The sequence below is a fragment of the Dyella thailandensis genome, from assembly GCF_050749815.1.
In the GTDB taxonomy this organism is placed as follows: domain Bacteria; phylum Pseudomonadota; class Gammaproteobacteria; order Xanthomonadales; family Rhodanobacteraceae; genus Dyella_A.
The window spans coordinates 2,720,829-2,744,288 of record NZ_CP192735.1 but is presented as its reverse complement, the minus strand read 5'-3'; the positions used below and the strand labels follow the sequence as shown (position 1 = coordinate 2,744,288).

Genomic DNA, 23,460 nt, shown 5'->3' with positions numbered 1-23,460 from the left:
GTGCTCAGGTGGTGCGCCAGTGCCGGGCGGACTGCTCGCCGGCGATCATCTCGCTGAAGCTCTGCCGGCGGCGCACCTCGGCGTAGCGGCCGGTATCCAGCAGCACTTCGGCGGCCAGCGGGCGGGAGTTGTAGGTGGAGGCCATGGAGGCAGCATAGGCCCCGGTGCCGCGGATCATCAGCAGGTCGCCCGGCGCGCAGCGCGGCAGAGGGCGTTCGCGGGCGAAGGTGTCGCCGGTCTCGCAGACCGGGCCGACCACATCGTAGGCCTCGGCGGGAAGCGCGTTGGGCTCCGTCGGCGCGATCTCATGCCAGGCGTCGTAGAGGCTGGGGCGGAGCAGGTCGTTCATCGCCGCGTCCAGCACCAGGAACTGTCGCTGCGCGCCCGGCTTGATGCGCACCACCCGGGTCAGCAGCACGCCGGCCTCGGCCACCAGCCAGCGGCCGGGTTCCAGCAACAGCCGGCCGTCGAAGTCCGCCAGCGCCTCGCGCATCACGCCTACGTACTGGGCAGCGGTCGGCGGCCGATCGACGCCGGGGCGATAGCACACGCCCAGGCCACCGCCGACGTCGATGCTGGCGATGGCGTGGCCGGCGTCGCGCAGCTCGCGCCAGAACGCGGCCACGCGCTGTAGGGCTTCGCGGATCGGCGCCAGCTCGAGCATTTGCGAGCCGATGTGCGCATGCAGGCCGTCCAACTGCACGTGCGGAAACTGCGCCGCGTCGTCGAACCAGCGGCGCGCTTCGTCCAGGCTCACGCCGAACTTGTTTTCGGCGCGCCCAGTGGAAATCTTGGCGTGGGTGCGTGCATCCACGTCGGGGTTGATACGCACGGCGGCGCGGGCCACCACGTCCATCGACGCGGCGACCTGTTCCAGCGTCTCCAGCTCGTCGCGCGATTCGAGGTTGAAGCGGCCGATGCCGGCTTCCAGCGCCTCGGCCATCTCTGCGGTGGTCTTGCCGACGCCGGAGAAGACGATGCGCTCGGGCCGGATGCCCGCCTGCAGACTGCGCCACAGCTCGCCGGCGGAGACGATGTCGGCGCCCAATCCGCGTTCGGCCATCAGCTGCAGGATTGCCACGTTGCTGTTCGCCTTCGCCGCATAGCAGACCAGGGCGTCGAGGCCCTCCAGCGCGCTGAGCAGTTCATCGATGCGGTCGCGGATCGCGCTGGCCGAGTAGGCATGCAGCGGCGTGCCCATCTGGGCGGCGAGGGCCGCCAGATCAACGCCGTCGAACAAGCTGGCGGTGTCGTCCCTGGCGGGCGTGCCGTTCGGCGCGTGAGAGTGATCGGTAGCGGGTGTCAGCAAGCGGCCATCCGTGTTTGGGGTGTCGCGAAAAAAACGGCCCGCACCAGCGGTGCGGGCCGGCCAGGGGAGGGTGGCCTTAGAAATCCACCGCGACCGTCAGCTGCGTGAAGCGCGGGCTCTGGAAGCCGATCGGCAGTTTGAACGTGGTGTCGGTCTCGTTGGAGATCGCGCTCTGCAGGTCCTGGTTCACCTGCACGGTGCGCTGCTGATTGAGCAGGTTGTAGACCGCCAGCTTCACGCGCAGGTTGCCGCCATGATCGAACGGCAGGATGTAGGCGATGCCGGCGTTGAGCGTGTAGGTCCAGGGCAATCGGCCGTATTTGCCGCGCGGCGAGCGCTCGTACACGCGATCCTCGGATACCGGCGAGTCGCAGTTCTGAACACAAATGAAGTAGCTGTGGTAGTTGGTCGCGTCGTATGGGTTGCCCACGCCGAAGCCAGTGATCGGCCCACCGGAGTGCAGGTCCATGTCTCCGCTGAGCTGCCAGTGCGGAGTCAGCGCATAGGTGCCACGCAGCTTCAGCTGGTGGCGGCGGTCGTTCGGCAGGTAGCCATCACCGCCCAGGTTGACCCAGGGATCGTCGAAGTTCTCGGTGCGGCCGGTATCGTCGAAGTTGGTGTCGGAGTTGACCGGGCCTTCGGCATTGCCGCGGTTCCACGCCAACACATACGAGGCGTTGAACGACCACTTGTCGTCCCAGGCTCGGTCGAGCTGGAACTCCAGTGAGCTGTAAGTGCGCTTGGGCTTCACCCAGCCGCGTTGGCCCAGGTAGTTGCCGTCGGCGTCGTACAGCGCGAAGCCCTGCTTCGAGGTGTCGATGTTGATGTAGCCATCCGGGGTGCCGTCGCAGTTGGTGTCGCCATAGACGGTGAGTGTCTTGCCCGGGTTGCCCATCACGTAGCCGATGTAGCCGTCGCCGCCGCACTGTGGCGTGGCGCTGATCTCCATATCGTCGATGGCATTGTGCAGGCGGCGGTAGGTGCCGCTGACGCCCCACGACCACTTGTCGTTGATCATCGACTGGAAGCCGAGGATCGCCTCGTCCTGGTAGACCGGATCCATGTTCTTGTCCACCTCCGAGCGCAGGTCGCCGACCGAACCGTCGCCTTGCGAGGTGTCGGTGTGGCTCCCCGCGAGGGGATCACCCACGATCGGGAAGGCGTACGACACGCCGTTGATCTCGCGTGTCTCCCAACCGAGGAAACGGTGGGATGAGCGTTCGTCCAGCAGACCGCCGGCCTGCTTGATGTTGATCACGTTGGCCACCGGCAGGTAGTAGCGTCCCAGGTTGCCGAAGAGCTTGGTGCTGCCGTCGCCCTTCATGTCCCAGGAGAAGCCCAGGCGTGGCGCAATCTGCCGGCTGATCTTGATGTAGCTGCGGCCAGCGGCATCCTGGTTGTCGAAGCTGTCGTTGCGCAGGCCGGCGTTGAGGATCAGGTTCGGCGTGAGGTGCCAGTTGTCTTCCAGGTAGAACGCCGAATTCTTGGTGGCGAAGGTGCCGGCGATCTCGTACCGGCGCACACGGACCCACGCGGGGTCGCCGGCCGGCACGCGCCCGCCGCCGTCGGCATCGCCGACCTGGCCGCCGTTGGGCACTGAATAGACGTTGTAGTAGTAGCCGCCCGGGCCCGGATAGCGCCGGTTGTAGTCGGAGGTATCCACTTCGTGGTCGTAGCCGAAGCGCAGCAGATGGTCGCCCAGCGTCCATTCGAAATCGGCGCGGGCCTGCTTGCGGGTGTCCTCGCGCGAGGCGACCTGCGAGCTGGTGGTGCAACTCAGTGGGAGGTTGCCGGCCGGGAGCGGCACGCCGGCCGACACCGCGACGCGGTTGCATTCCTCATCACGCTGCGAGCTGATGTCGGCGCGCCGCTCGTTGCGGCCGTACATCAATTTCATCGAGAGATCGTTGGTCAGGTAGCTGGTCCATGTAAGCGCCCAGTTCTTGCCACCGGTATCGGTATAGACCTGGTTGGTCTTGGCCACTCGGGTATTGGTGTCGTAGTCGTAGCTGTAGACGTCGCCGACGTCATGGTTCTTGTCCGAGAACGCCATCAGCGACAGGGTGTTGCTGTCGGTGATGTTCCAGTCGATGGTGCCGCCCCAGAACCCCTGATTGGCGTTGTGGTCGGTGATCGTGCTGCCGACGTCGTCGGTGTTGTGCGGACTGGCGCCGCGCTGCTCGTACATCGCGAAGAAGAACAGCTTGTCCTTCACGATCGGGCCGGACGCCCACACGTTCGTCTTGATCAGGGAGTCCTGGTCGCGGCTGGAGGTGTAGTAGCGCTCGCCATCGAAATAGTAGTCGTGGCCGCGCGAATGCCAGTTGCCCGGCTCCATCGTGATCTCGGTGCCGCCCTTGAACTCGTTGGTACCCGAGCGCGCCACTGCGTTGACCACGCCGCCGGTGGTGCGGCCGAACTCCACCGAATAGCCGCCGGTCTTGACCTGGAACTGGTCGTAGAAGGCGAACGGCGCTTCAGAGAAGCCGTTGCGGTTGTAGAAGTCGGTGACGTTGAGGCCGTTGACGTAGAACGCGTTCTCCGCGACGGACGAGCCGCCGAAGGAGATGCCGCCGAAGCCGGCGTTGCCCTTGACCACGCCGGGAGCGAGCAGGGCCACCGAGGTAACGTTCTGGTCCACCGGCAGCCGCGCCAGTTCCGCGCGCGAGACGATGGTGGCCGACTCGGTTGAGCTGACGTCGATCACTGGTAGCACGGATCCCGTCACACTCACGGTGGACAGCTCGGTGGCATTGAGGCTGCCAAGGTCTACCGAGGTTGTTGTGCCCAACGCCACGGTGACATTGCGCGCCGGGGCGACGGCCTGACCGTCTTTGCTGGCACTGATCGTATATTGGCCCACCGGCAGGAACGGGAAACGGTAGTTGCCGCTGCCGTCGGCGGTAATCGTGCGGGTCAGCCCGGTCTCGGGATTGGTTACCGTGACCACGGCGCCGGCGCGGGTGTGGCCGGATACCGAGCCATCGTTATTCGCCGCCTGCGCGGCCGGGAACGCTGCCATCAGGCCCAGGCCCAAGGCGATACTCAATGCGGTCTTGCACATGTGCCGACTGCTGCTCATTGCCCCATCTCCCCTTGCTGCTGTCGAGCCGCCTTTGGTCGCGGCCGGTTTAGTTGTCGGAACGTCCCTGCAGTGGCAGCCGCTTCCAGGCGAAGTGGTAGTCCCACTGGTCGAAGTACAGGTTGCCGCCCTTCCACTCGACCTCGCCGCGCTGGGAGTCGACCGTCTCCGAGCGCGGGAACGTCTTGGCCGGCACGAACGGCTGGCTGTAGTCGTCGTTGAAGGCGATGCGGTAGGCGTCCAGCCCGCCGAGGTAGAACCAGCGCAGCGCCGGGTTGTCGCCCGGCTTGGGCTGCAGCTGGCCGAAGGTCACGTCCATCGGCACCCAGCCGTAGGGCGGCAGGTAGAGCTGGCCCCAGTCGTGGATGTTGTTGTAGCGGCCGTCGGAAAAGATCCAGCCCGATTGCCAGCGCGTCGGAATGCCGTTGAGGCGCAGCAGGGTCATCAGCAGCAATGTCTGTTCGCCGCAGTCGCCGTGGCCGGCGTGCAGGGTGTAGTCGCTGATGTTGCTGATGGTGGAGTACTCGCGCGCGCCGGCCCAGGGAATCTGGTCCACCGCCGCGAACAGCTTCTGCGCGATGCGGTAGGGATCTTTCTCGTCGCCCACCACCTTGCGCGAGAACGCGCGCAGGTCATCGGTGAACACGATGTGCGGCGGACGCTCGGCGACGTAGGGCGCCAGTGCCGGGGTGATCGTTTCGGCGGTGACCTTGGCCGGGTCGATCGCGTGGTACTGCGCCAGCACGGTGACGTCGTAGGTGATGGCGAACACGGTGGGCTGGCCCGCTACCGCCTTCTTCTCCAGGTACGCGGTGCGCTGGAGCGTCGACTCCGGCGCCACGCGAGCGCCAGCGGGCGAGCTCTCGACCAGGCGGATGTCTTCCTGCTGGCCCGCGATGGCGCGCGGGTAGGGAATCCACGCGCGCACCGTTTCGCCGGCCGGTACGGCGTCGGCCTCGACGGTGAGCGTCTGGGTCACCTCGACCCGGTGCGGGTCGACCCCGGTGCGACCACTGGCGAGCGCCTCGCGCAGCACGGCGCGGTGGTGGTCGTTGAGGATCTCGTTGGGGCCGTCGTCGAACGGTGCCTGCACGGCGCGGCGCGCGCGCGCCTCGGCGCTGATGCGGAACAGGTTGCCCGGCGAGCGGTTGAAGTAATAGGTGTGGCCGTCGATGGAAAGGTGCTCGAACAGGCCTTCGCGGTTCCAGCGGTCGAACTCGGCGGCGGTCAGATCGGGAATCTGCTTGCGCACGCGTGCCTGCACTTGGCTAGCGTCGAGCGAGAAATCCAGCCGCAGCCGGCGCATGCGCTCGCGCTGGAAGCCGAGCGCGTCACGCTGTTTGGCACTGAGATCGGAGGAGGCAAGCGCCCGGGTGATCGCCGCATCGGCCGCCTGGAAATGGCCGGCGTCGATCTGCGCGATGATGGCCGGCAGCGTTGTCGACGACGCCGTAGTGGCGGCGGGCGACAGCACGGGAACGGCGAGCAGGGCGGTGCACAGCAGCGGGAGCAGGCGTCGGCGCCAGTCGGTGATGACAGGCGCGGGGCAATGCGTGATGGTGTTGCGCTCGTGCTGCGCCAGCCGGCCCTTCGTCATGCGTGCTTCCCCCGACATGAACTTGCGAAACCGTTGTGTAGCACGCTTGCAAAACAGCGTCAATAATTTATGCTGCGATTGAAATTTTGTGGAATGAGATATTCCAAACGAGGGCCGGGTGCGGCCACGCGAAGGGGGTGCAGGTGATCCAGACGGTATGGCCTTTCCTAGGCCTGATGCTGGTGGTGGCGGGCTTCTTTCCGGCGCTGGAGCGGCGCACCGGCTGGCGCATCTTCGACGTGCTGCCGCCGATCGTGATGGTCTACCTGTCGATCACCGCGATGGCGATCGCCGGGGTGTGGCAGGTCACGCCGGCCATCCACCAGGCGCAGTCGCTGCTGATCGGCAATCTGGTGCCGGCGCTGCTGTTCCTGCTGATGATCAACTGCGACCTGCGCGCGATCTTTCGCCTCGGGCCTCGCGTGCTGGGTGTGTTCGCCTGCACCTCGGTCAGCCTGTTCGTCGCGTTCATCGCCACCTTCCTGATCTACCGACACTGGCTGCGCGGCGATGCCTGGCAGCCGCTGGCCGCGCTGTCCGGCAGCTGGGTCGGTGGCACCGCCAACATGATCGGCGTGAAGCAGGCGATCGGCATGTCCGACCCGCACCTGGCAATGTCGCTGCTGACGGATGCGGTGTGCTACTCAACGTGGGTGGTGGTGCTGTTTTCGGTGGCGCGACTGGCGCCCGCCTTCAACCGCTGGACCCGCGCGCGCTCCAGCGGCGAGCTGGAGGTGGCGGAAGTGGCGCCGAGCGGCCCCACCGTGCCGGAGAACGTATTGCTTTGGCTGGGCGCGGCGCTGCTGGCGACGACGCTGGCGCGGGTGGTCGCCGGCTGGTTGCCCACCTCCGAGATGGTCAGCGCCGGCACCTGGACGATCCTGCTGTCGACCCTGGCCGGGCTGGCGGTGGCGCACACGCCGGTGGCGCGCTTTCCCGGGGCGGGCAGCATCTCCGGCGCGATGCTGATCTTCGTGGTGGCGATGCTGGCCTCGCAGAGTAACTTCCACGGCCTGGGCGAGGCCCCGCTGTACATCCTGTGCGGCGTCACCGTGATCGCACTGCATGCGGTGCTGCTGGTGGGGTTTGCGCGGATCTTCCACTTCGACCTGTACCTGTGCGGCATCTCTTCGCTGGCACACATTGGCGGCGTGGCGGCGACCCCGGTACTGGCGGCGGCGTATTCGCGCGCGCTGGTGCCGGTGGGCATCCTGCTCGCCCTGCTGGGTTACATCCTCGGTACCGCCTTCGGGCTGCTGGTGGCGTCGGTGATGTCGACGCTGGCCGTGCCCTGAGCCGGTCCTTCACGACGGGAATCCGATCATGAGCATTTTATCGATCCGTGCACTGTGCCTGGGCCTGCTGGTGGCTGGCGCGGCCGCGTCGCCCTGCCTGCATGCGGAGCAAAGCCTGCCCGTGCCGCCCTCGGGCGTGCTGGGCGTAGGCCCGGCGCAGCTCACACCGGAGTTCTGGATCGGCCTTCGCCCGCAGCCCGACACGGTGCTGCTGATGCCGGCGCAGATCGCCGCGCAGAACGCCAAGCTGCTGGCCGGTGACCCCTCGATGCACGATCTGCGCAAGCTGCCGGCTACGCTGGATCGCGCGCAGGTGGATGCCTGGCTGGACACGGTGTCGACGCCGCCGACCCGGCCGCTGTACGACGTCGACGGCCAGCCGGTGGCGTTGGCGACGATCAAGGCGATCGTCGACAACGCCCACCGCGACGCGGTGCCGGCCAGTGAGCCCACCCGCTACGGCCTGGTGGTGAAGCGCGCCGCGCTGCGCAGCCTGCCCACCGACCTGCGCGTGTTCAGCCATCCCGGCGACACCGACATCGACCGTTTCCAGGAGACCGCCGAGTTCCCCGGCACGCCGGTGGTGGTGGCGCACACCAGCGCCGACGGCCACTGGCTGTTCGTAGTGAGCCCACGCTACGCCGCCTGGACGCATCGCGAGAACGTAGCGATCGGCAGCGCGAAGCAGGTCTTCGACTACGCCGGACGGACCGCGGCGCGGGTGGTCACCGGCGGCACGGTGCACACGGTCTACACGCGCGAGCAGCCGGCGGTATCGCAGCTGCAACTGGACATGGGTGAACGCGTGCCGCTGGCCACCGATCTGCCGCCAGACCAGCCGGTGAACGGGCAGACACCGTACGCCGCGCACGTGCTCGAGCTGCCGGTCCGCAACGACGACGGCACGCTGGCCTTCGCCCCCGCGCTGGTGCAGATCAACAAGGACACCTCGCCCGACTACCTGCCGCTGACCGAGGCGAACATCATCCGGCAGGCGTTCAAGTTCCTCGGCGAGCGCTACGGCTGGGGCCATGCCTACGACGGACGCGACTGCTCCGGCTTCGTCTCGGACGTGTATCGCTCGATGGGCGTGGAAATGCCGCGCAACACCAGCCGGCAGGCGATCAGCCCCGCGCTGGATCATCGCGCTTTCACCGCGCAGGACGACCATGCCGAACGGCTCAAGGCCGCCATGGCGTTGAAGACGGGCGACCTGGTCTACATCCCCGGCCACGTGATGATGGTGGTCGGCCAGTGGCAGGGCCAGCCGTGGGTGATCCACGACGTGCTGGGCATGAGCTACCGCCAGGGCGACGGCAGCATCCGCCACGTCAAGCTCAACGCGGTGTCGGTGACGCCTCTGCTGCCGATGCTCTACGGCAAGGACGGCTCCACCTTCATCGACCACATGACCAGCATCGTGCGCATCCGGCATTGAGGGGCGTGGCTGCGATGGCGTGCATCCGGAGCAACATGGATTCCCGCGTTCGCGGGAATGACGCCAGCTTGGGGATTCCCGTGTTTGGTCGCCCTTGCGGCTTTTCGATAAAGCCGTAAGCGATGAAACCCGAGTGACCGCACCCTCCGCGCCGTCATTCCCGCGAACGCGGGAATCCATTTTGATCTTGCTCTTCAACCGCCGCCCCCAAGACACACGCGCCCACGCGGGCTCCCTAAGCACCCAGGACAAGTGACAGCGAACCCATGAAGATCACAGACATCCAGTTCGGCATGCTGCGGGTGCCGCTGAAGACGCCGTTCAAGACCGCGCTGCGCACGGTGAGCCAGGTCGAGGACATCGTGGTGATGATGCACACCGACACCGGCCACGTCGGCTACGGCGAGGCGCCGGCCACCGCGGTGATCACCGGTGACACCCACGGTTCGATCGTCGATGCGATCCGCCACTACATCTCGCCGCGGCTGATCGGCCAGGAGGTAGCCGACCTCAACCGGCTGACCGGTCTGATCCAGGGTTCGATGGAAAAGAACTCCTCGGCCAAAGCGGCGGTGGAGATCGCCCTGTACGACCTCTGGGGCCAGCTCTACAACGCGCCGCTGTACCAGCTGCTCGGCGGCGGCGATCCGGTGATCACCACCGACATTACGATCAGCGTGGACTACATCGACAAGATGGTGGCCGACTCGATCAACGCGGTGGAGCGCGGCTTCGAGTCGCTGAAAATCAAGGTGGGCAAGGACATCGGCGTCGACATCGAGCGGGTGAAGGCGATCTACGCGGCGGTGGAAGGTCGCGCCCTGCTGCGGCTGGACGCCAACCAGGGCTGGACCGCCAAGCAGGCGGTCTATGCGCTGCAGACGCTGGAGGACGCCGGCATCAAGCTGGAGCTGGTCGAGCAGCCGGTGAAGGCGCGCGACCTGGCCGGCATGCGCTACGTCACCGAGCGCGTGCACACACCGGTGATGGCCGATGAGAGCGTGTTCGGGCCGATGGAGGTGATCGAGCTGATCCGCCTGCGCGCGGCCGACATCATCAACATCAAGCTGATGAAGACCGGCGGTATCTCCAACGCCATCCGCATCGCCGACATCGCCGCCATGCACGGCGTGGAATGCATGATCGGCTGCATGCTGGAGAGTTCCATCAGCGTGGCCGCCGCGGTGCACGTGGCGGTGGCCAAGGCCGACGTGATCACCAAGGTCGATCTCGACGGCCCCTCGCTGAGCCAGTTCAATCCGGTCGACGGCGGGGTACTCTTCAACGAATCGGAGATCTCGGTGACCGACGCCCCGGGTCTGGGCATCCGCGAGATCAGGGGGCTGGAGCCGGTGTCGGAGTAGGGGCGTGAGCATGTCACCGCTGGTGAAGATCCGTTCGGAGCGCGACCAGATGTCGGCGGTGGAGCGGCGCATTGCCGACTTCATCGTGGAGAACGCGCAACTGCTGCGCGACTACTCCTCGCAGCAGCTGGCCAACGCGCTGGGCATCAGCCAGTCCAGCGTGGTGAAGTTCACCCAGAAGCTAGGCTTCAAGGGTTATCCGGACCTCAAGTACTCCATCGGCGAGGCGATCGCCCGGGCCGCGCCCGGCGAGACCGCTCCGGTGTCGCCCGCACAGGGTGCGGCCAGCGAGGCGCTCGGCGACCGGCTGTGGCGGCGCAAGTGCGCGGCCGAGGAAGAGACGCGGGTGATCAACGCGCCGGCGACGATCCAGGCAGTCGCCGAGGCGATCGACCGGGCCGGGCGCAGCGGCCGCGTGTTTTTACTCGGCATGGGCGACGACGACGTGCACGTGCGCGCGTTCGCGCTGCGGCTGGCGCTGCTGGGCATTCTCACCGTGCACAGTTTCGACGTGGTGCGGATGACCTCCAACGTGGCCGCCGCGCAGGCCGGCGACGTGCTGGTGGTGATTTCCGAATTCGGCCAGCACGCCGCGCTGGGCAAGATCGCCCGGCAGTTCCGCGAGCGGCGCGGCCAGCTGGTGACGCTAACCCGGCACACCGCCAACCCGCTGCGCACGCTGGCCGACATCGCGCTGGTGGTGTCGGCGCACGACGAGCAGCCGTACATCCAGTCGCTGCTGTACCAGTCGGCGATGCAGCACCTGCTCGACAGCGTGTTCGTGCGGTTGTGCGAAAGCCATGACGATCGCCACGCACAACTGCTGGGCAACCTCGAGCGGATCCAGCACATCCTCGAACCGTAACCGCTCCGGCAGACAGGGCCATGCGATGACCTTTTCCCTCTCGTTTCTCCGGCGGGCCGCCGCGCTCGCCGCCGTCACCTTTTCCGCCCACGCGCTCGCCGCGCCGGCCACGCCGCCGTGGCAGGGCGCGCGGCAGATGGTGCTGGTGATCGTCGATGGCTGGGACGCCGCGCAGGGCGTGCTGCGCCGCTTCGTGCGCGAGGACGATCGCTGGGGCCCCGTGGGCGCGTCGTGGCCGGTGGTGATCGGCAAGGCTGGCGCGGCCTGGGGACTCGGCCTGCAACCGACGCGCGACGATGGTCCGGTCAAGCACGAGGGCGACAACCGCAGCCCGGCAGGCGTGTTCCGCATCGGTACCGCGTTCGGCTATGCGAAGACGCTGGCCACGGCGATGCCGTACCGTGCGCTCAGCGCCACCGACTGGTGCATGGATGTCAGCGGCGCGCGCTACTACAACCAGATCGTCGACTCCACGGTGGTCGGCGACGAGGCAGTGAAAGGTTCTTCGGAGCCGATGCGGCGGGACATCCACGTGCACGGCGATCAGCGCTACCGCATGGGCTTCGTGATCGACAGCAACCCGGACGCCACGCCCGGCGCCGGCAGCTGCATCTTCGGCCACCTGTGGGCCTCGCCCACCACCGGCACCGCCGGCTGCACGGCGATGACGCCCGAGTCGATGCGCAGCCTGCTCGGCTGGCTGAAGCCGGAAGACCATCCGGTGTTCGTGCTGTTGCCGAAACAGGCCTACGCGGCCGTGCGCGACGACTGGCAACTGCCGCCGCTGGAGGCCAGCCGATGAGCCCGACCGTGCGCGTGCTGCTGGGCCTGGCGCTCGGCGCAGCGGTCGGGCTGGGGCTGGCTGCGTTCGATCCGGCGCTGGCGACGAACGTTGCCGCCGTGGTGCAGCCGGCCGGCAAGCTGTGGCTGGCGGCCTTGCAGATGACCGTGGTGCCGCTGGTGCTCTCGCTGGTGGTGGTGGGCGTGAACACCGCCAGCGACGCGGCGGCGTCCGGCCGCGTGGCGCGGCGGGCGATCGTGGTGTTCCTGGTGCTGCTCACCGGCGGCGCGTTTCTCGCGGCGCTGCTGGCGCCGTGGCTGTTCCGCCTGTTCCCGCACAACCCGGCGCTGAGCGAGGCGCTGAGCCACGCCACCGTGCCGCTGTCCGCACGCACCGCGCCCACCGGCTGGGTGGAGGCGGTGACCTCGATCGTGCCGACCAATGCGATCGCCGCTGCCGCGCAGAGCGCGATGCTGCCGCTGGTGGTGTTCGCGCTGTTCCTCGGCTTTGCGCTCACCCAGATCCAGCCGGAGCGGCGCGCGATGCTGGTGGAGTTCTTCCAGTCGATCGCCGACGCGATGATCGTGATCGTGCGTTGGGTGCTGTGGGTGGCGCCGCTGGGCGTGTTCGCGCTGATCCTGGCGGTATGCGCCCGCGCCGGGCTGAGCATGCTCGGTGCGCTGGGTATCTACGTGCTGGTCGAGTGCCTGCTCTACGTCACGGTGACGCTGGTGATGCTGGTGGTGGCGGTGACCTGGGGTGGCGAGACGTGGCGGCGCTTCGTGCCCGCGCTGGTGCCGGCGCAGGCGGTGGCGCTGAGCACGCAATCTTCGCTGGCCTCGCTGCCGGCGATGCTGGAAAGCGCGAACGGCAAACTGGGCTATCCCGAGCGCGTCACCGCGCTGGTGCTGCCGATGGCGGTGTCACTGTGCCGGCTGACCAGCCCGGTGCAGTACGTGGTGTCGGCCTCGTTCATCGCCTGGGCCTACGGCATCGACTTGTCGCCCGCGGCATTGTGCGCCGGCGCCGCGCTGGCGGTGGTGATCAGCCTGGGTTCGGTGGGCCTGCCGGGGCAGGTCACCTTCATCGCCACCAACCTGCCGGTGGCGCAGGCGATGGGCGTGCCGGTGGGGCCGCTCGGCCTGATGCTGGCGGTGGACACGCTGCCGGACACGCTGGCCACGCTGGGCAACGTCACCTGCGATCTCACTGCCACCAGCGTGGTGGCGCGGCAGTCGGCGAAGGAGGGCGCATGAGCACAGAACACGCCGATGCGATCGTGATCGGCGCCGGCATGGCCGGCGCCTCGGTGGCGTATTTCCTCGCGCCGCACGCGCGGGTGATCGTGCTCGAGCGCGAGCCGTACGCCGGCATGCATTCCACCGGCCGCTCGGCCGCGCTGTTCAGCGAGACCTACGGCACGGAGCAGGTGCGCGCACTGACGCGTGCCACGCGTCCGTTCCTGGCCGCGCCGCCGGAGGGCTTCGCCGCGCATCCGATCCTCACCCCGCGCGGCGCCACGGTGATCGGCCGCGCCGAGCAGGCGGAGCAGGTGCGCGCGATGTTCGAAGCCATGCGCCGCGACACGCCCGAGCTGGAGCTGCACGACGGTTCGCGCGTTCGCGATCACGTGCCGGTGTTGCGCCCGGAAGCGGCGGCGATCGGCCTGCACGAACCGGGCGCCGCCGACATCGACGTCAACGAACTGCATCAGGGCTTCCTGCGTGGCCTGAAGACGCGCGGTGGTGCGCTGCTCGTGGATCAGGCAATCACGGCGATCGAGCGTGACGGCAGCGGCTGGACGGTGAGCGTCGGCGATCGACGCTTGCATGCGCCGCTGCTGCTGGATGCGGCCGGCGCCTGGGCCGATCAGGTCGCCGCGATGGCTGGCGTGGCGCCGCTGGGACTGGTGCCGAAACGCCGCTCGGCGTTCGTGTTCGAGCCGCCGGCCGGTCTGGCCACGGCCGACTGGCCGTTCATCTGCGACCTCGATGAAACCTTCTACTTCAAGCCGGATGCGGGCCAGCTGCTCGGCTCGGCGGCGAATGCCGATCCCACCCATCCGCACGATGTGCAGCCGGAAGAGCTCGACATCGCGCTGGGCATCCATCACATCGAGCAGGCGACCACGCTGGAAATCCGCCGCCCCACCCGGACCTGGGCCGGGCTGCGTTCGTTCGTCGCCGACGGCGACCTGGTCGGCGGCTTCGCGAGCGATGCGCCGGGCTTTTTCTGGGTCGCCGCGCAGGGCGGCTACGGCATCCAGACCTCGGCGGCGATGGGCGAGGCCTGCGCAAACCTGGCGCTCGGCCGTCCGCTGCCGGCGCGCTTGCAGGATGCCGGACTCACCGCGGCGATGCTGGCACCGGACCGGGCCCGACTGGTCCGTCAGGCGCGGTAGTCAGTGGCGGCCGCTGGCCACTGAGGGGGCGCTGCCCACGGACGCCCAGCCTTCGGCGACTCCCCGGGCAAACGGCCCGAGATTCCCCGACAGGAACAGCAGCAGCGCCGCGGCCACCAGCCAGCCGCGACGGTTGCGCCGGTAGCCGAGCACGAGCAGCACGAAGCCGGCGAGCAGCAGCGCGATTTCCACATAGTCCATCTCACGGATCCTTATGCCTGATGACGCCGGAGCATGACGCGATCGGGGGCTCCGGCGCAAAAGTGCGCGGTCCCGCGCCTGCACGAGACGGCGCCAGCTAGCTATCATGATCGCTCCACGCTCCCGGCCATGCGGCAGTCCCCATGCTCCTGATGATCGACAACTACGACAGCTTCACCTTCAACCTCGTGCAGTATCTCGGCGAGCTGGGACAGGAGGTGAAGGTGGTGCGCAACGATGCGCTGGACGTGGCCGGCGTGCGCGCGCTCAAGCCCTCTCACATCATGATCTCGCCGGGGCCGGGTACGCCCGATGATGCCGGCGTGTCGCTGGCGATCCTGCGCGAGATGGCCGGCGAGCTGCCGATCTTCGGTGTGTGCCTGGGCCATCAGGCGATCGGCCAGGCCTTCGGCGGCAAGGTGATCCGCGCCAAGCAGATCATGCACGGCAAGACCTCGCCGGTACGCCACCGCGGGCAGGGCGTATTCGCCGGGTTGCCCGATCCGTTCGAAGCCACGCGCTACCACTCGCTGGTGGTCGAGCAGGCGTCGCTGCCGGACTGTCTGGAAGTGACTGCCTGGACGGAAAACGCCGACGGCTCGATCGACGAGATCATGGGCCTGCGCCACAAGACGCTGCCGGTCGAGGGCGTGCAGTTTCATCCCGAATCGATCCTCACCCAGCACGGCCACGCGATGCTGGCCAACTTCCTCGGCCTGCCGGCGCGGAAGCTGGCGGCATGATGTCGCGCGAGATCCACATCACGCCGCAGGAAGCGCTGCAGCGCACGATCGAGCACCGCGAGATCTTCCATGACGAGATGATTGCGCTGATGCGCCAGATCATGCGCGGTGAGGTGAGTCCGCTGATGACCGCGGCGATCATCACCGGCCTGCGCGTGAAGAAGGAAACCATCGGCGAGATCACCGGCGCAGCGCGCGTGATGCGCGAGCTGTCGGCCAAGGTGGAGGCGCCGCCGCACCCGCACTTCGTCGATATCGTCGGCACCGGCGGCGACGGTGCGTCCAGCTTCAACATCTCCACCGCCTCGATGTTCGTCGCCGCGGCGGCGGGCGCGCGGGTGGCCAAGCACGGCGGGCGCAGCGTGTCGTCCAAGTCCGGCAGCGCCGACGTGCTGGAGGCGCTGGGCGCCTCGATCGACCTCAAGCCCGAGCAGGTCGCCACCTGCATGGCCGAAACCGAGATCGGCTTCATGTTCGCGCCGAACCACCATCCGGCGATGAAGGTGGTAGCGCCGGTGCGCAAGGAAATGGGCGTGCGCACCCTGTTCAACATCCTCGGGCCGCTGACCAATCCGGCCAGCGCGCCGAACATCCTGATGGGCGTGTTCCATCCGGACCTCGTCGGCATCCAGGTGCGCGTGCTGCAGCAGCTCGGCGCACAGCACGCGATGGTGGTGTGGGGCCGTGACGGCATGGACGAGATCTCGCTGGGCGCCGCCACCCTGGTCGGCGAGCTGCGCCATGGTCAGGTACGCGAGTACGAGATCGAGCCGGAGGATTTTGGCCTGGCCATGGCCTCCAGCCGCAACCTGCGGGTGGAGAGCGTGGCCGAGTCGCGCGCGATGCTGGAAGAGGCGCTGCACGGCAAGCACGGCGTGGCGCACGACATCGTCTGTCTCAATGCCGGAGCGGCGTTGTACACCGCCGACGTGGTCGACAGCATCGATGACGGCATCACGCTGGCGCGGGCCACCATCGCCAGCGGCGCCGCCCGTGCGAAAATGGCCCAGTTCGTCTCCACCACGCGACGCCTCGCCGGTACCTGACGCCCCGCCCCGGGCGCGGTGCCCCAGATCGACCGCCGCGCATGCGGCGCCCCAACGACACCACGACCATGGCCGACATCCTCAATCGCATCCTCGCCCGCAAGACGGAAGAAATCGCCGAGCGCAGCGCGCGACTGCCGCTGGACGAACTGGCCGCGCGCGTGGCCGACCTGCCGCCGACTCGCGGCTTCGCCGCCGCGCTGGAAGCGAAGATCGACGCCGGCCTGCCCGCGGTGATCGCCGAAGTGAAGAAGGCCAGCCCGAGCAAGGGCGTGATCCGCGCCGACTTCGACCCGGGCGCGATCGCGCGCAGCTACGAGGCGGCCGGCGCGGCCTGCCTGTCGGTGCTGACCGACAAGGATTTCTTCCAGGGCAGCGAGGAGTTCCTGCACCAGGCGCGCGAGGCCTGCTCGCTGCCGATCCTGCGCAAGGACTTCGTGATCGACCCGTACCAGGTGTACGAGGCGCGCGCGATCGGCGCGGACTGCATTCTGCTGATCGCCGCCGCACTGGGCGACGCGGAACTGATGAACCTCTCGCTGCTGGCCGCCGAGCTGGATCTGGACGTGCTGTGCGAAGTGCACGACGCCGAGGAGCTCGAACGCGCCCAGGCGTTGCCGGTGCCGATGATCGGCGTGAACAACCGCAACCTGCGCACCTTCGAGACCACGCTGGAAACCACGCTGGAGCTGCAGCCGCTGGTGGAGTACGACCGCATCCTGGTGGCCGAGTCCGGTATCCACACGCCCGAGCACGTGCGCCAGCTGCGCGAGGCGGGCGTGCACGCGTTCCTGGTCGGCGAGGCGTTCATGCGTGCGGTCGATCCGGGCACCGAGCTCAAGCGTCTGTTCGAAGCGGATTGAACCCATGGACGAGGTGCTGATGCCGGCGCCGGACGAGGCCGCGCCGGAGCCGGCGGCTGGACCGCGCACGGTGCTGTTCGATCTGGACGGCGTGATCACCGTGGACGACACCTTCGCCCGCTTCATGCGCGAGCGCTACGCCGGCGTCGGACGCAAGCTGTTGTTGCTGCCGGCGCTGCCCTGGCTGGCGCTGGTGCGGCCGTTCTCCTGGCGGCTGGCCGTGCGCACGCTGGTGCACGTGGGGCTGCTCGGGATCGGCGAGCGACGCTACGGCGAGCTCGCCCAGGATTTCGCCTCGCGGCTGGTGCGCCGCCCGCGCCAATTCCAGCGCGATGCGCTGCTCGCGCTGCGTCGCCATCAGGCCCAGGGCGATCGCGTGATCGTGGTGACCGGCTGTGAGCACACGCTGGCGCAGAGCCTGTTGGAGCAGCTCGGGCTGGTCGGAGTGGAATTGGTCGCTTCCCGGCTCAGGCCCGCTTGGCTCGGCATGCGCGTGGCTCATCACAACGTCGGTGCCGGCAAGCCCGTTGCCCTGGCCGCCTACGGCGTGTCCAGCTGGCAGCGGGCCTACGGCGACTCCCTGCACGACGTGCACATGCTCAAGGCTGCCGCCGAGCCCGTGCTCGTCAACGGCACGCCGAAGCTGTGCAAGCGGATCGAGCAGGCGCTCGGGCGGCCGGTGGAACGCGTGGCTTGGTATTGAGGGCCGTGGTCTCGCGCTTTTCCCTCGCCCGAGCTGCGGGGCGCACCTGGATGCAAAGAGGCACTTGAGTCACGGCGATTTTCCGGGATACGTTAGCACTTACGCATCTAACCCGTGAGCGCTCCATGTACATCGCATCCCTGGGCAAGCTGGCCCTCGGCAGCCGCCTGAAGGCACTCAGCGACCATTTCTACGGGGCGGCGGACGAGGTCTACCGCACGCTCGGCGCACCCATCGAATCGCGTTGGCTGCCGGTGTTGCGCTACCTGTGGGACGCCGGCCCCCGTTCGGTGACTGAGGTGGCGGACGCGATCGGCCAGACCCACTCGGCCGTCAGCCAGCTCACGGACAAGCTGGTGCGTGCCGGCATGGTGCGCCGCGAACGTGATCCGGAGGACGGTCGCCGGACCGTGCTCGCGCTCACCGACCGGGCGCACGCGTCGCTCGGCGGCCTGGGGCCGATCTGGTGTGCGGTGCGTCGTGGGGTCAGCGTCGCGCTGGAGGAGCAGGCGACGCATCTGCTCGAGGCCATCGCCGCGTGCGAGCGTGCCCTGGCGGAGCGCCCGGTGACGGCGGCGATTCTCGCCGAGCACGCGGCGATCGTGGCCACGCCGGTGGAAATCGTGCCGTTCGCCCCGGCTTTGCGCGAGCACTTCTACCGCTTGAATGCGCAATGGCTGGAGCGCCACTTCCGCATCGAGGATATCGACCGCGCCGTGCTGAGCGACCCCGAGCGGCACATCATCGAGCCCGGTGGCGCGATCTTCTTTGCCCGTCTGGGCGAGGAAGTGATCGGCACCTGCGCATTGCTGCAGGAATCGCCCCGGGCGTTCGAGCTGACCAAGATGGGCGTGGACGAGACCTTCCGCGGGCTCGGCGCCGGTCGGCGCCTGCTCGATGCGTGCATCGCCGAGTTCCACCGCCGCAATGGACACACGCTGTTCCTGGAGTCCAACAGCCGCCTCACGACCGCGCTGCGCATGTACGAGAAGGCAGGCTTCGTGATGCAGCCAGCCATCCGCCCGGGCTCGCACTACGAGCGGGCGGACGTCTACATGGTCTATCAGCGGGACGAGTGAGCGCCGATCGCGCGGGCGGCGGTTAGCCGCCGCGCCTCCCGTCCTGCGGGAGGCGGCGGAGCATCAGCGGGTGCCGAACACCACGATGGTCTTGCCGGACACCTGGATCATGCCCTGCTCTTCGAGCTGCTTGAGCACGCGGCCGACCATTTCGCGCGAGCAGCCGACGATGCGGCTCACTTCCTGGCGCGAGATACGGATCTGGGTGCCGTCCGGATGGGTCATCGCATCCGGCTCCTGGCACAGGTCAAGCAGGGTGCGCGAGATGCGGTTGGTGACGTCCATGAACGCCATGCGGCTGACCTGACGCGAGGTGCGCAGTAGGCGGTTGGTGAGCTGGGCGCCGATCGCGAAGAGGATCTTCGGGCACTCCTCGCGCAGCTGGCCTTCCATCAGCTGGAACAGGCGCTCGTAGCTGATCTCGGCCATCTCGCACGGGGTGCGGGTGCGCACCATCGACTCGCGCTGCGCCTGCTCCACGAACAGGCCCATCTCGCCGATGAACTGGCCGCGGCTGATGTAGGCGAGGATCAATTCGCGCCCCTGCTCGTCCTCGGTACAGACCGCCAGCGAGCCCTCGATCACGTAGTAGAGCGTGTTGGCCGGATCACCCGGGCGGATGATCGCGGTCTTGCCCGGGTAGCGGCGGCGGTGGCACAGCGCCAGGAAGCGCTCCATCGAGGCCGGATCGGGGGCGAATCCCAGCGGAGCCTGGGACCGTTCGAAAGCTTGCTGCAGCTGGTATTTGAGTTGCGCCACGATGTTTTCCGAATGAGGGTGACCCGGGCCGGCGGTCAGGCAAGGCCCTGCGTGAGCGTAAGTGTTTTTCCCCTGTCGCGCCGCATTATGGCAAACCCGCCGCCGGGGGCGCAGTTTCAGTTTTCATCCTTTTTACCGCATACTTGGCGGTCTTCCAGCACCGATGACGTGTCGCGCGTCGGTCACAAGGGTCGCGGAAGCTAGTTGTTTTCGTGCCGTACCATCCAGCGGGGACCCTTGTCGCTAACCCGCCTCTGCTGCTGGCCGCCGTGCGGCCATGGAGAGTTGCCGTGGTGAAACCACTTCCCCGTCTGCGCCTGCAGGGTTTCAACAACCTGACCAAGGCCCTGAGCTTCAACATCTACGACATCTGCTACGCGGTGTCCGAAGAGCAGCGCCAGCGCTACATCGAATACATCGATGAGCAGTACGACGCCGATCGCCTGACCCAGATCCTCACCGACGTGGCGGAGATCATCGGCGCCAACATCCTGAACATTGCGCGCCAGGACTACGATCCGCAGGGCGCCTCGGTCACCATTCTCATTTCCGAGGAGCCGGTGGTGGAGAAGCTCGGCCGCGACACCATTTCCGGTGCCGTGGTGGCGCACATGGACAAGAGCCACATCACCGTCCACACCTATCCGGAAACGCATCCGCACAACGGCATCGCGACGTTCCGCGCGGACATCGACGTGGCCACCTGCGGCGTGATCTCGCCGCTGAAGGCGCTGAACTACCTGATCGACAGCTTCGAGTCGGACATCGTGATCGCCGACTACCGCGTGCGCGGCTTCACCCGCGACGTGAAGGGCAAGAAGCACTTCATCGACCACAAGATCAACTCGGTGCAGGACTACCTGGCGCGGCACATCCGCCAGAAGTACGAGATGTTCGATGTCAACGTATACCAGGAAAACATGTTCCACACGAAGATGCACATCAAGGACTTCGACCTGGACACCTACCTGTTCGAGGCGCATGCCGACGACCTCTCGTTCAAGGAACGCCAGCGCATCGAGTCGCTGCTGCGACGCGAGATCGAGGAGCTCTTCCACGGCCGCAACCTGATGTGACAAAAAACCCGCCGGAAGGCGGGTTTTTGTTTTCCGCGGCGTTCGTTGTCTCAGGCGTATCACGCCTTTCCTGCCGCGCGGTTCCGGATAAGGCGTGAGTTTTCAGCGCCGTCATTCCCGCGCAAGCGGGAATCCATGTTGATCTCGCGCCGGAGCCAGATGGATTCCCGCTTGCGCGGGAATGACGATTTGAGGGCTCCTGCGATGGTGGAAGTCCGCGGACTGTCCAGGCCGATACCTCGCCGCCAGGCCTATCCCGGCGCCGCCTACAGGCGGTAGGCGACCTTCTTCATCACCAGCGAGGTCAGCTGCATCAGCGGCGGAATAGGAAACGGCAGCTCGATGCCGCCGCGGGCCGCCGCTTCGTCCGCGTGACGCACCTCGTCCTCTTGCATCTGCGTCAGCACGGCGCGCGAGCGTTCGTCCTGCTCGGGCAGGGTTTCCAGGTGCTCGGCCAGGTGCGCCTCGACCTGGCGCTCGGTCTCCACCACGAACCCCAGACTGACCGGATCGCCGGCCAGCGCGGCCGCTGCGCCGATCGCGTAGCTGCCCGCATACCACAGTGGATTGAGCAGGCTGGGGCGGCTGTCCAGCTCGCGCAGGCGCTCGGCGCACCAGGCTAGGTGGTCGGTTTCCTCGGCGGCGGCGTGCTGCAGGTGGCGACGGGTGTCCTCGTTGCGAGCCAGTGCGGCCTGGCCGTCGTACAGCGCCTGGGCGCACACCTCGCCGGTGTGGTTGATGCGCATCAGGCCCGCGGCATGGCGGCGCTCGCGTGAATCCAGGTCGGCCTCATCCACGCCGGCCGCTGGCGACGGCCGCGCCGCCTCGGGATCGCCGGCCACCGTTTCCAGCGCGCGTTCGAAGCCCGCGATCAGGCGGTCGAAAGGACTGAGCTGGCGTACGGACATGGGGAACTCCAGGGGCTAGGGCGTGCAACTGCGGGTATTGGACGGCATCGGCACCGCCTGCGCCAAGCCGGCAGTGCGCCGCAGGTCCGGCGCGGCGGTTCCGGGGCTTTTCAAGCGTGGGGTGGTCCATGCTAAGATTGCCGGCTCGCAGCTCGCCCACCGGTGGGCTTGTGCGATGGATGAAAGCTCCGCTATCATCCCGCACCTTTGTTTGACCCGATTTCCGTCACCGCCCCCGAGGCGGCCAACAGGTATTCCGAAATGAAAACGTTCAGCGCCAAGCCGGAAAGCGTCAAGCGCGACTGGTTCGTGATCGACGCCACGGACAAGACGCTCGGTCGTCTGTCCACCGAGATTGCGCGCCGCCTGCGCGGCAAGCACAAGCCGGAATTCACCCCGCACGTGGACACCGGCGATTATATCGTCGTGGTCAACGCGCAGAAGGTGGCCGTCACCGGTGCCAAGCTGGACGACAAGCAGTACCACCGTTTCACGGGCTACGTCGGCAACCTCAAGACCACCAACCTGCGTGATCTGCTGGCCACCCACCCCGAGCGCGTGATCGAGATCGCCGTGAAGGGCATGCTGCCGAAGAACCCGCTGGGCCGTGCGATGTACCGCAAGCTCAAGGTCTACGGCGGTGCCGAACATCCGCATACCGCCCAGCAGCCGCAGGCGCTGGAAATCTAAGGAAACCTCATGGCGATTCAGCAGAATTACGGCACCGGCCGCCGCAAGACCTCCGCCGCCCGCGTGTTCCTGCGCAAGGGCAGCGGCGCGATCGAAGTGAACGGCAAGACCCTCGAGCAGTTCTTCGGTCGCGAGACCTCGCGCATGATCGTGCGCCAGCCGCTTGAACTGACCCAGAGTGCCGATAAGTTCGACATCAAGGTCACCGTCGCCGGCGGCGGCATCACCGGCCAGGCCGGTGCGATCCGTCTGGGCATCGCCCGTGCGCTGATCGAGTACGACGAAACCCTGAAGCAGCCGCTGCGCAAGGCCGGTTTCGTCACCCGTGACGCCCGCGAAGTCGAGCGCAAGAAGATCGGTCTGCACAAGGCACGTCGCGCTACGCAGTTCTCCAAGCGCTAAACTTAGTTTCATAGCCCCGTCGCCAAGCGGTAAGGCACCTGACTCTGACTCAGGCATTCGGAGGTTCGAATCCTTCCGGGGCTGCCAAACAAGACGCCGGTCAGTGGTAGCGATCGACACAAGAAACCCGCCTCTCGGCGGGTTTTTTGTTGCCCGTGCGGGATGCGGCGCCCGAGCGGGGCGCCGCCGCGTGCGCTCAGATCTGGCGGTCGCCCACCAGCACGATATCGGCCGGGCGGCGCGCGAACAGTCCCACGCTGACGATGCCCGGCAGCTGGTTCAGATCCTGCTCCAGAGCGACCGGATCGGTGATCTGCCAGCCGTGCACGTCGATGATCCAGTTGCCGTTGTCGGTGACCACGCCATCGCGCCACACCGGATGGCCGCCGCGGCGGGCGATCTCGCGGCCGATCAGGCTGCGCGCCATCGGGATCACTTCGATCGGCAGCGGGAACTTGCCGAGCACATCGACCTGCTTGCTGGAATCGATGATGCAGACGAACTTCTCGCTGGCCTCGGCGATGATCTTCTCGCGCGTCAGCGCCGCGCCGCCGCCCTTGATCAGGCGCTTGTGCGGATCGCACTCGTCGGCGCCGTCCACGTAGAGCGCGAGCTGGCCGGTGCTGTTGAGGTCGAGCACTTCGATGCCGTGCTTCTTCAGCTGCGCGGTCGACTGCTCCGAGCTCGACACGGCGCCGCGGATGCGCTCGCGCAGATCGGCCAGGGCATCGATGAAGTAGGCCACGGTCGAGCCGGTGCCGACGCCGACGATGGCGCCGTCCTCGACGAAACGGATGGCGGCTTCACCGGCAAGTTTCTTTTCGTTGCTCATGGGCAGGGATTCCGGAACGTGAGAGG

At 67.5% G+C, this 23,460-nt stretch carries 22 protein-coding genes and 1 tRNA gene; 16 read left to right on the top strand and 7 right to left on the bottom strand.

Annotated features, from left to right (window positions below; translation table 11 throughout):
• Positions 1–4: 4 nt before the first annotated feature.
• The 3 genes from lysA to ACQVBX_RS12695 all read right to left on the bottom strand — a co-directional run bounded on the left by lysA (position 5) and on the right by ACQVBX_RS12695 (position 5,988).
• Positions 5–1,309 carry a diaminopimelate decarboxylase gene (gene lysA / locus ACQVBX_RS12705; RefSeq protein WP_431634466.1) on the bottom strand — a complete coding sequence of 435 codons (1,305 nt, stop codon included), beginning with the start codon at positions 1,307–1,309 and terminating at the stop codon, positions 5–7.
• Positions 1,310–1,385: 76 nt separating this feature from the next.
• A complete protein-coding gene (locus ACQVBX_RS12700; protein ID WP_431634465.1) occupies positions 1,386–4,391 on the bottom strand; it encodes a TonB-dependent receptor in 3,006 nt (1,001 codons plus the stop codon).
• Between the two features lie 49 nt (positions 4,392–4,440).
• Positions 4,441–5,988, bottom strand: a complete 1,548-nt coding sequence (locus tag ACQVBX_RS12695) for a transglutaminase-like domain-containing protein (protein WP_431634463.1) — start codon at positions 5,986–5,988, stop codon at positions 4,441–4,443.
• A 143-nt stretch (positions 5,989–6,131) separates the two neighbouring features.
• Between ACQVBX_RS12695 and ACQVBX_RS12690 the strand changes: the two genes are divergently transcribed.
• From ACQVBX_RS12690 to ACQVBX_RS12660, 7 genes are all read left to right on the top strand, one after another.
• On the top strand, positions 6,132–7,283 hold the full coding sequence (locus tag ACQVBX_RS12690; protein WP_431634461.1) for a DUF819 domain-containing protein: 1,152 nt from the start codon (positions 6,132–6,134) through the stop codon (positions 7,281–7,283).
• A gap of 28 nt (positions 7,284–7,311) precedes the next feature.
• Entirely contained in the window at positions 7,312–8,721 is a 1,410-nt protein-coding gene (locus ACQVBX_RS12685; protein ID WP_431634460.1) for an SH3 domain-containing protein, read from the top strand.
• A gap of 266 nt (positions 8,722–8,987) precedes the next feature.
• Positions 8,988–10,085, top strand: coding sequence for a dipeptide epimerase (locus ACQVBX_RS12680; protein ID WP_431634459.1), 1,098 nt, complete (start codon positions 8,988–8,990; stop codon positions 10,083–10,085).
• Between the two features lie 10 nt (positions 10,086–10,095).
• Complete coding sequence (locus tag ACQVBX_RS12675; RefSeq protein WP_431638183.1) at positions 10,096–10,950, top strand: MurR/RpiR family transcriptional regulator; 855 nt, start codon at positions 10,096–10,098, stop codon at positions 10,948–10,950.
• A 25-nt stretch (positions 10,951–10,975) separates the two neighbouring features.
• On the top strand, positions 10,976–11,752 hold the full coding sequence (locus ACQVBX_RS12670; RefSeq protein WP_431634458.1) for a L,D-transpeptidase family protein: 777 nt from the start codon (positions 10,976–10,978) through the stop codon (positions 11,750–11,752).
• Positions 11,749–12,987, top strand: a complete 1,239-nt coding sequence (locus ACQVBX_RS12665; protein WP_431634457.1) for a dicarboxylate/amino acid:cation symporter — start codon at positions 11,749–11,751, stop codon at positions 12,985–12,987. Before ACQVBX_RS12670 ends, ACQVBX_RS12665 begins: the two co-directional genes overlap by 4 nt.
• Entirely contained in the window at positions 12,984–14,132 is a 1,149-nt protein-coding gene (locus ACQVBX_RS12660; protein ID WP_431634456.1) for an NAD(P)/FAD-dependent oxidoreductase, read from the top strand. The genes ACQVBX_RS12665 and ACQVBX_RS12660 overlap by 4 nt, the downstream gene beginning before the upstream one ends.
• Here the strand turns inward: ACQVBX_RS12660 and ACQVBX_RS12655 are convergent, their stop codons facing one another.
• Complete coding sequence (locus tag ACQVBX_RS12655; RefSeq protein WP_431634455.1) at positions 14,133–14,333, bottom strand: hypothetical protein; 201 nt, start codon at positions 14,331–14,333, stop codon at positions 14,133–14,135.
• A 143-nt stretch (positions 14,334–14,476) separates the two neighbouring features.
• Between ACQVBX_RS12655 and ACQVBX_RS12650 the strand changes: the two genes are divergently transcribed.
• The 5 genes from ACQVBX_RS12650 (at position 14,477) to ACQVBX_RS12630 (ending at position 18,767) form a co-directional block, all read left to right on the top strand.
• Positions 14,477–15,076 carry an anthranilate synthase component II gene (locus ACQVBX_RS12650; RefSeq protein WP_431634454.1) on the top strand — a complete coding sequence of 200 codons (600 nt, stop codon included), beginning with the start codon at positions 14,477–14,479 and terminating at the stop codon, positions 15,074–15,076.
• Positions 15,073–16,122, top strand: a complete 1,050-nt coding sequence (gene trpD / locus ACQVBX_RS12645; RefSeq protein WP_431634453.1) for an anthranilate phosphoribosyltransferase — start codon at positions 15,073–15,075, stop codon at positions 16,120–16,122. Before ACQVBX_RS12650 ends, trpD begins: the two co-directional genes overlap by 4 nt.
• Before the next feature lie 68 nt (positions 16,123–16,190).
• Positions 16,191–16,985 (top strand): indole-3-glycerol phosphate synthase TrpC, encoded by a 795-nt coding sequence (gene trpC / locus ACQVBX_RS12640; RefSeq protein WP_431638182.1) that lies wholly within the window; start codon positions 16,191–16,193, stop codon positions 16,983–16,985.
• A 4-nt stretch (positions 16,986–16,989) separates the two neighbouring features.
• A complete protein-coding gene (locus ACQVBX_RS12635) occupies positions 16,990–17,688 on the top strand; it encodes a haloacid dehalogenase-like hydrolase (protein ID WP_431634452.1) in 699 nt (232 codons plus the stop codon).
• A 125-nt stretch (positions 17,689–17,813) separates the two neighbouring features.
• Entirely contained in the window at positions 17,814–18,767 is a 954-nt protein-coding gene (locus ACQVBX_RS12630) for a bifunctional helix-turn-helix transcriptional regulator/GNAT family N-acetyltransferase (protein WP_431634450.1), read from the top strand.
• Between the two features lie 63 nt (positions 18,768–18,830).
• Here ACQVBX_RS12630 and crp read toward each other — a convergent pair whose 3' ends face one another.
• Entirely contained in the window at positions 18,831–19,526 is a 696-nt protein-coding gene (gene crp, locus ACQVBX_RS12625) for a cAMP-activated global transcriptional regulator CRP (RefSeq protein WP_431634448.1), read from the bottom strand.
• A 290-nt stretch (positions 19,527–19,816) separates the two neighbouring features.
• Between crp and speD the strand changes: the two genes are divergently transcribed.
• Positions 19,817–20,602, top strand: coding sequence for an adenosylmethionine decarboxylase (gene speD, locus ACQVBX_RS12620; protein WP_049622792.1), 786 nt, complete (start codon positions 19,817–19,819; stop codon positions 20,600–20,602).
• A gap of 266 nt (positions 20,603–20,868) precedes the next feature.
• On the opposite strand, the gene coq7 is transcribed toward speD, so the two are convergent.
• Positions 20,869–21,510 carry a 2-polyprenyl-3-methyl-6-methoxy-1,4-benzoquinone monooxygenase gene (gene coq7, locus ACQVBX_RS12615; RefSeq protein ID WP_431634447.1) on the bottom strand — a complete coding sequence of 214 codons (642 nt, stop codon included), beginning with the start codon at positions 21,508–21,510 and terminating at the stop codon, positions 20,869–20,871.
• 261 nt (positions 21,511–21,771) lie between these two features.
• Here coq7 and rplM point away from each other — a divergent pair, with 261 nt between their 5' ends.
• The 3 genes from rplM to ACQVBX_RS12600 all read left to right on the top strand — a co-directional run bounded on the left by rplM (position 21,772) and on the right by ACQVBX_RS12600 (position 22,689).
• Positions 21,772–22,200, top strand: a complete 429-nt coding sequence (rplM, locus tag ACQVBX_RS12610) for a 50S ribosomal protein L13 (protein ID WP_431634446.1) — start codon at positions 21,772–21,774, stop codon at positions 22,198–22,200.
• Positions 22,201–22,209: 9 nt separating this feature from the next.
• Positions 22,210–22,602, top strand: coding sequence for a 30S ribosomal protein S9 (gene rpsI / locus ACQVBX_RS12605; protein WP_431634445.1), 393 nt, complete (start codon positions 22,210–22,212; stop codon positions 22,600–22,602).
• Between the two features lie 12 nt (positions 22,603–22,614).
• A tRNA-Gln gene (locus ACQVBX_RS12600) sits at positions 22,615–22,689 on the top strand.
• Positions 22,690–22,798: 109 nt separating this feature from the next.
• Here the strand turns inward: ACQVBX_RS12600 and rpiA are convergent.
• On the bottom strand, positions 22,799–23,434 hold the full coding sequence (gene rpiA, locus ACQVBX_RS12595) for a ribose-5-phosphate isomerase RpiA (RefSeq protein WP_431634444.1): 636 nt from the start codon (positions 23,432–23,434) through the stop codon (positions 22,799–22,801).
• Positions 23,435–23,460: the final 26 nt, after the last annotated feature.

Coding starts and splice junctions, on each gene's coding strand:
- ACQVBX_RS12700 (WP_431634465.1), bottom strand. CDS start 4,391: ATGAGCAGCAGTCGGCACATGTGCAAGACCGCATTGAGTATCGCCTTG.
- ACQVBX_RS12695 (WP_431634463.1), bottom strand. CDS start 5,988: ATGACGAAGGGCCGGCTGGCGCAGCACGAGCGCAACACCATCACGCAT.
- ACQVBX_RS12685 (WP_431634460.1), top strand. CDS start 7,312: ATGAGCATTTTATCGATCCGTGCACTGTGCCTGGGCCTGCTGGTGGCT.
- ACQVBX_RS12680 (WP_431634459.1), top strand. CDS start 8,988: ATGAAGATCACAGACATCCAGTTCGGCATGCTGCGGGTGCCGCTGAAG.
- ACQVBX_RS12675 (WP_431638183.1), top strand. CDS start 10,096: ATGTCACCGCTGGTGAAGATCCGTTCGGAGCGCGACCAGATGTCGGCG.
- ACQVBX_RS12670 (WP_431634458.1), top strand. CDS start 10,976: ATGACCTTTTCCCTCTCGTTTCTCCGGCGGGCCGCCGCGCTCGCCGCC.
- ACQVBX_RS12665 (WP_431634457.1), top strand. CDS start 11,749: ATGAGCCCGACCGTGCGCGTGCTGCTGGGCCTGGCGCTCGGCGCAGCG.
- ACQVBX_RS12660 (WP_431634456.1), top strand. CDS start 12,984: ATGAGCACAGAACACGCCGATGCGATCGTGATCGGCGCCGGCATGGCC.
- ACQVBX_RS12655 (WP_431634455.1), bottom strand. CDS start 14,333: ATGGACTATGTGGAAATCGCGCTGCTGCTCGCCGGCTTCGTGCTGCTC.
- ACQVBX_RS12650 (WP_431634454.1), top strand. CDS start 14,477: ATGCTCCTGATGATCGACAACTACGACAGCTTCACCTTCAACCTCGTG.
- trpD (WP_431634453.1), top strand. CDS start 15,073: ATGATGTCGCGCGAGATCCACATCACGCCGCAGGAAGCGCTGCAGCGC.
- trpC (WP_431638182.1), top strand. CDS start 16,191: ATGGCCGACATCCTCAATCGCATCCTCGCCCGCAAGACGGAAGAAATC.
- ACQVBX_RS12635 (WP_431634452.1), top strand. CDS start 16,990: ATGGACGAGGTGCTGATGCCGGCGCCGGACGAGGCCGCGCCGGAGCCG.
- ACQVBX_RS12630 (WP_431634450.1), top strand. CDS start 17,814: ATGTACATCGCATCCCTGGGCAAGCTGGCCCTCGGCAGCCGCCTGAAG.
- coq7 (WP_431634447.1), bottom strand. CDS start 21,510: ATGTCCGTACGCCAGCTCAGTCCTTTCGACCGCCTGATCGCGGGCTTC.
- rplM (WP_431634446.1), top strand. CDS start 21,772: ATGAAAACGTTCAGCGCCAAGCCGGAAAGCGTCAAGCGCGACTGGTTC.
- rpsI (WP_431634445.1), top strand. CDS start 22,210: ATGGCGATTCAGCAGAATTACGGCACCGGCCGCCGCAAGACCTCCGCC.
- rpiA (WP_431634444.1), bottom strand. CDS start 23,434: ATGAGCAACGAAAAGAAACTTGCCGGTGAAGCCGCCATCCGTTTCGTC.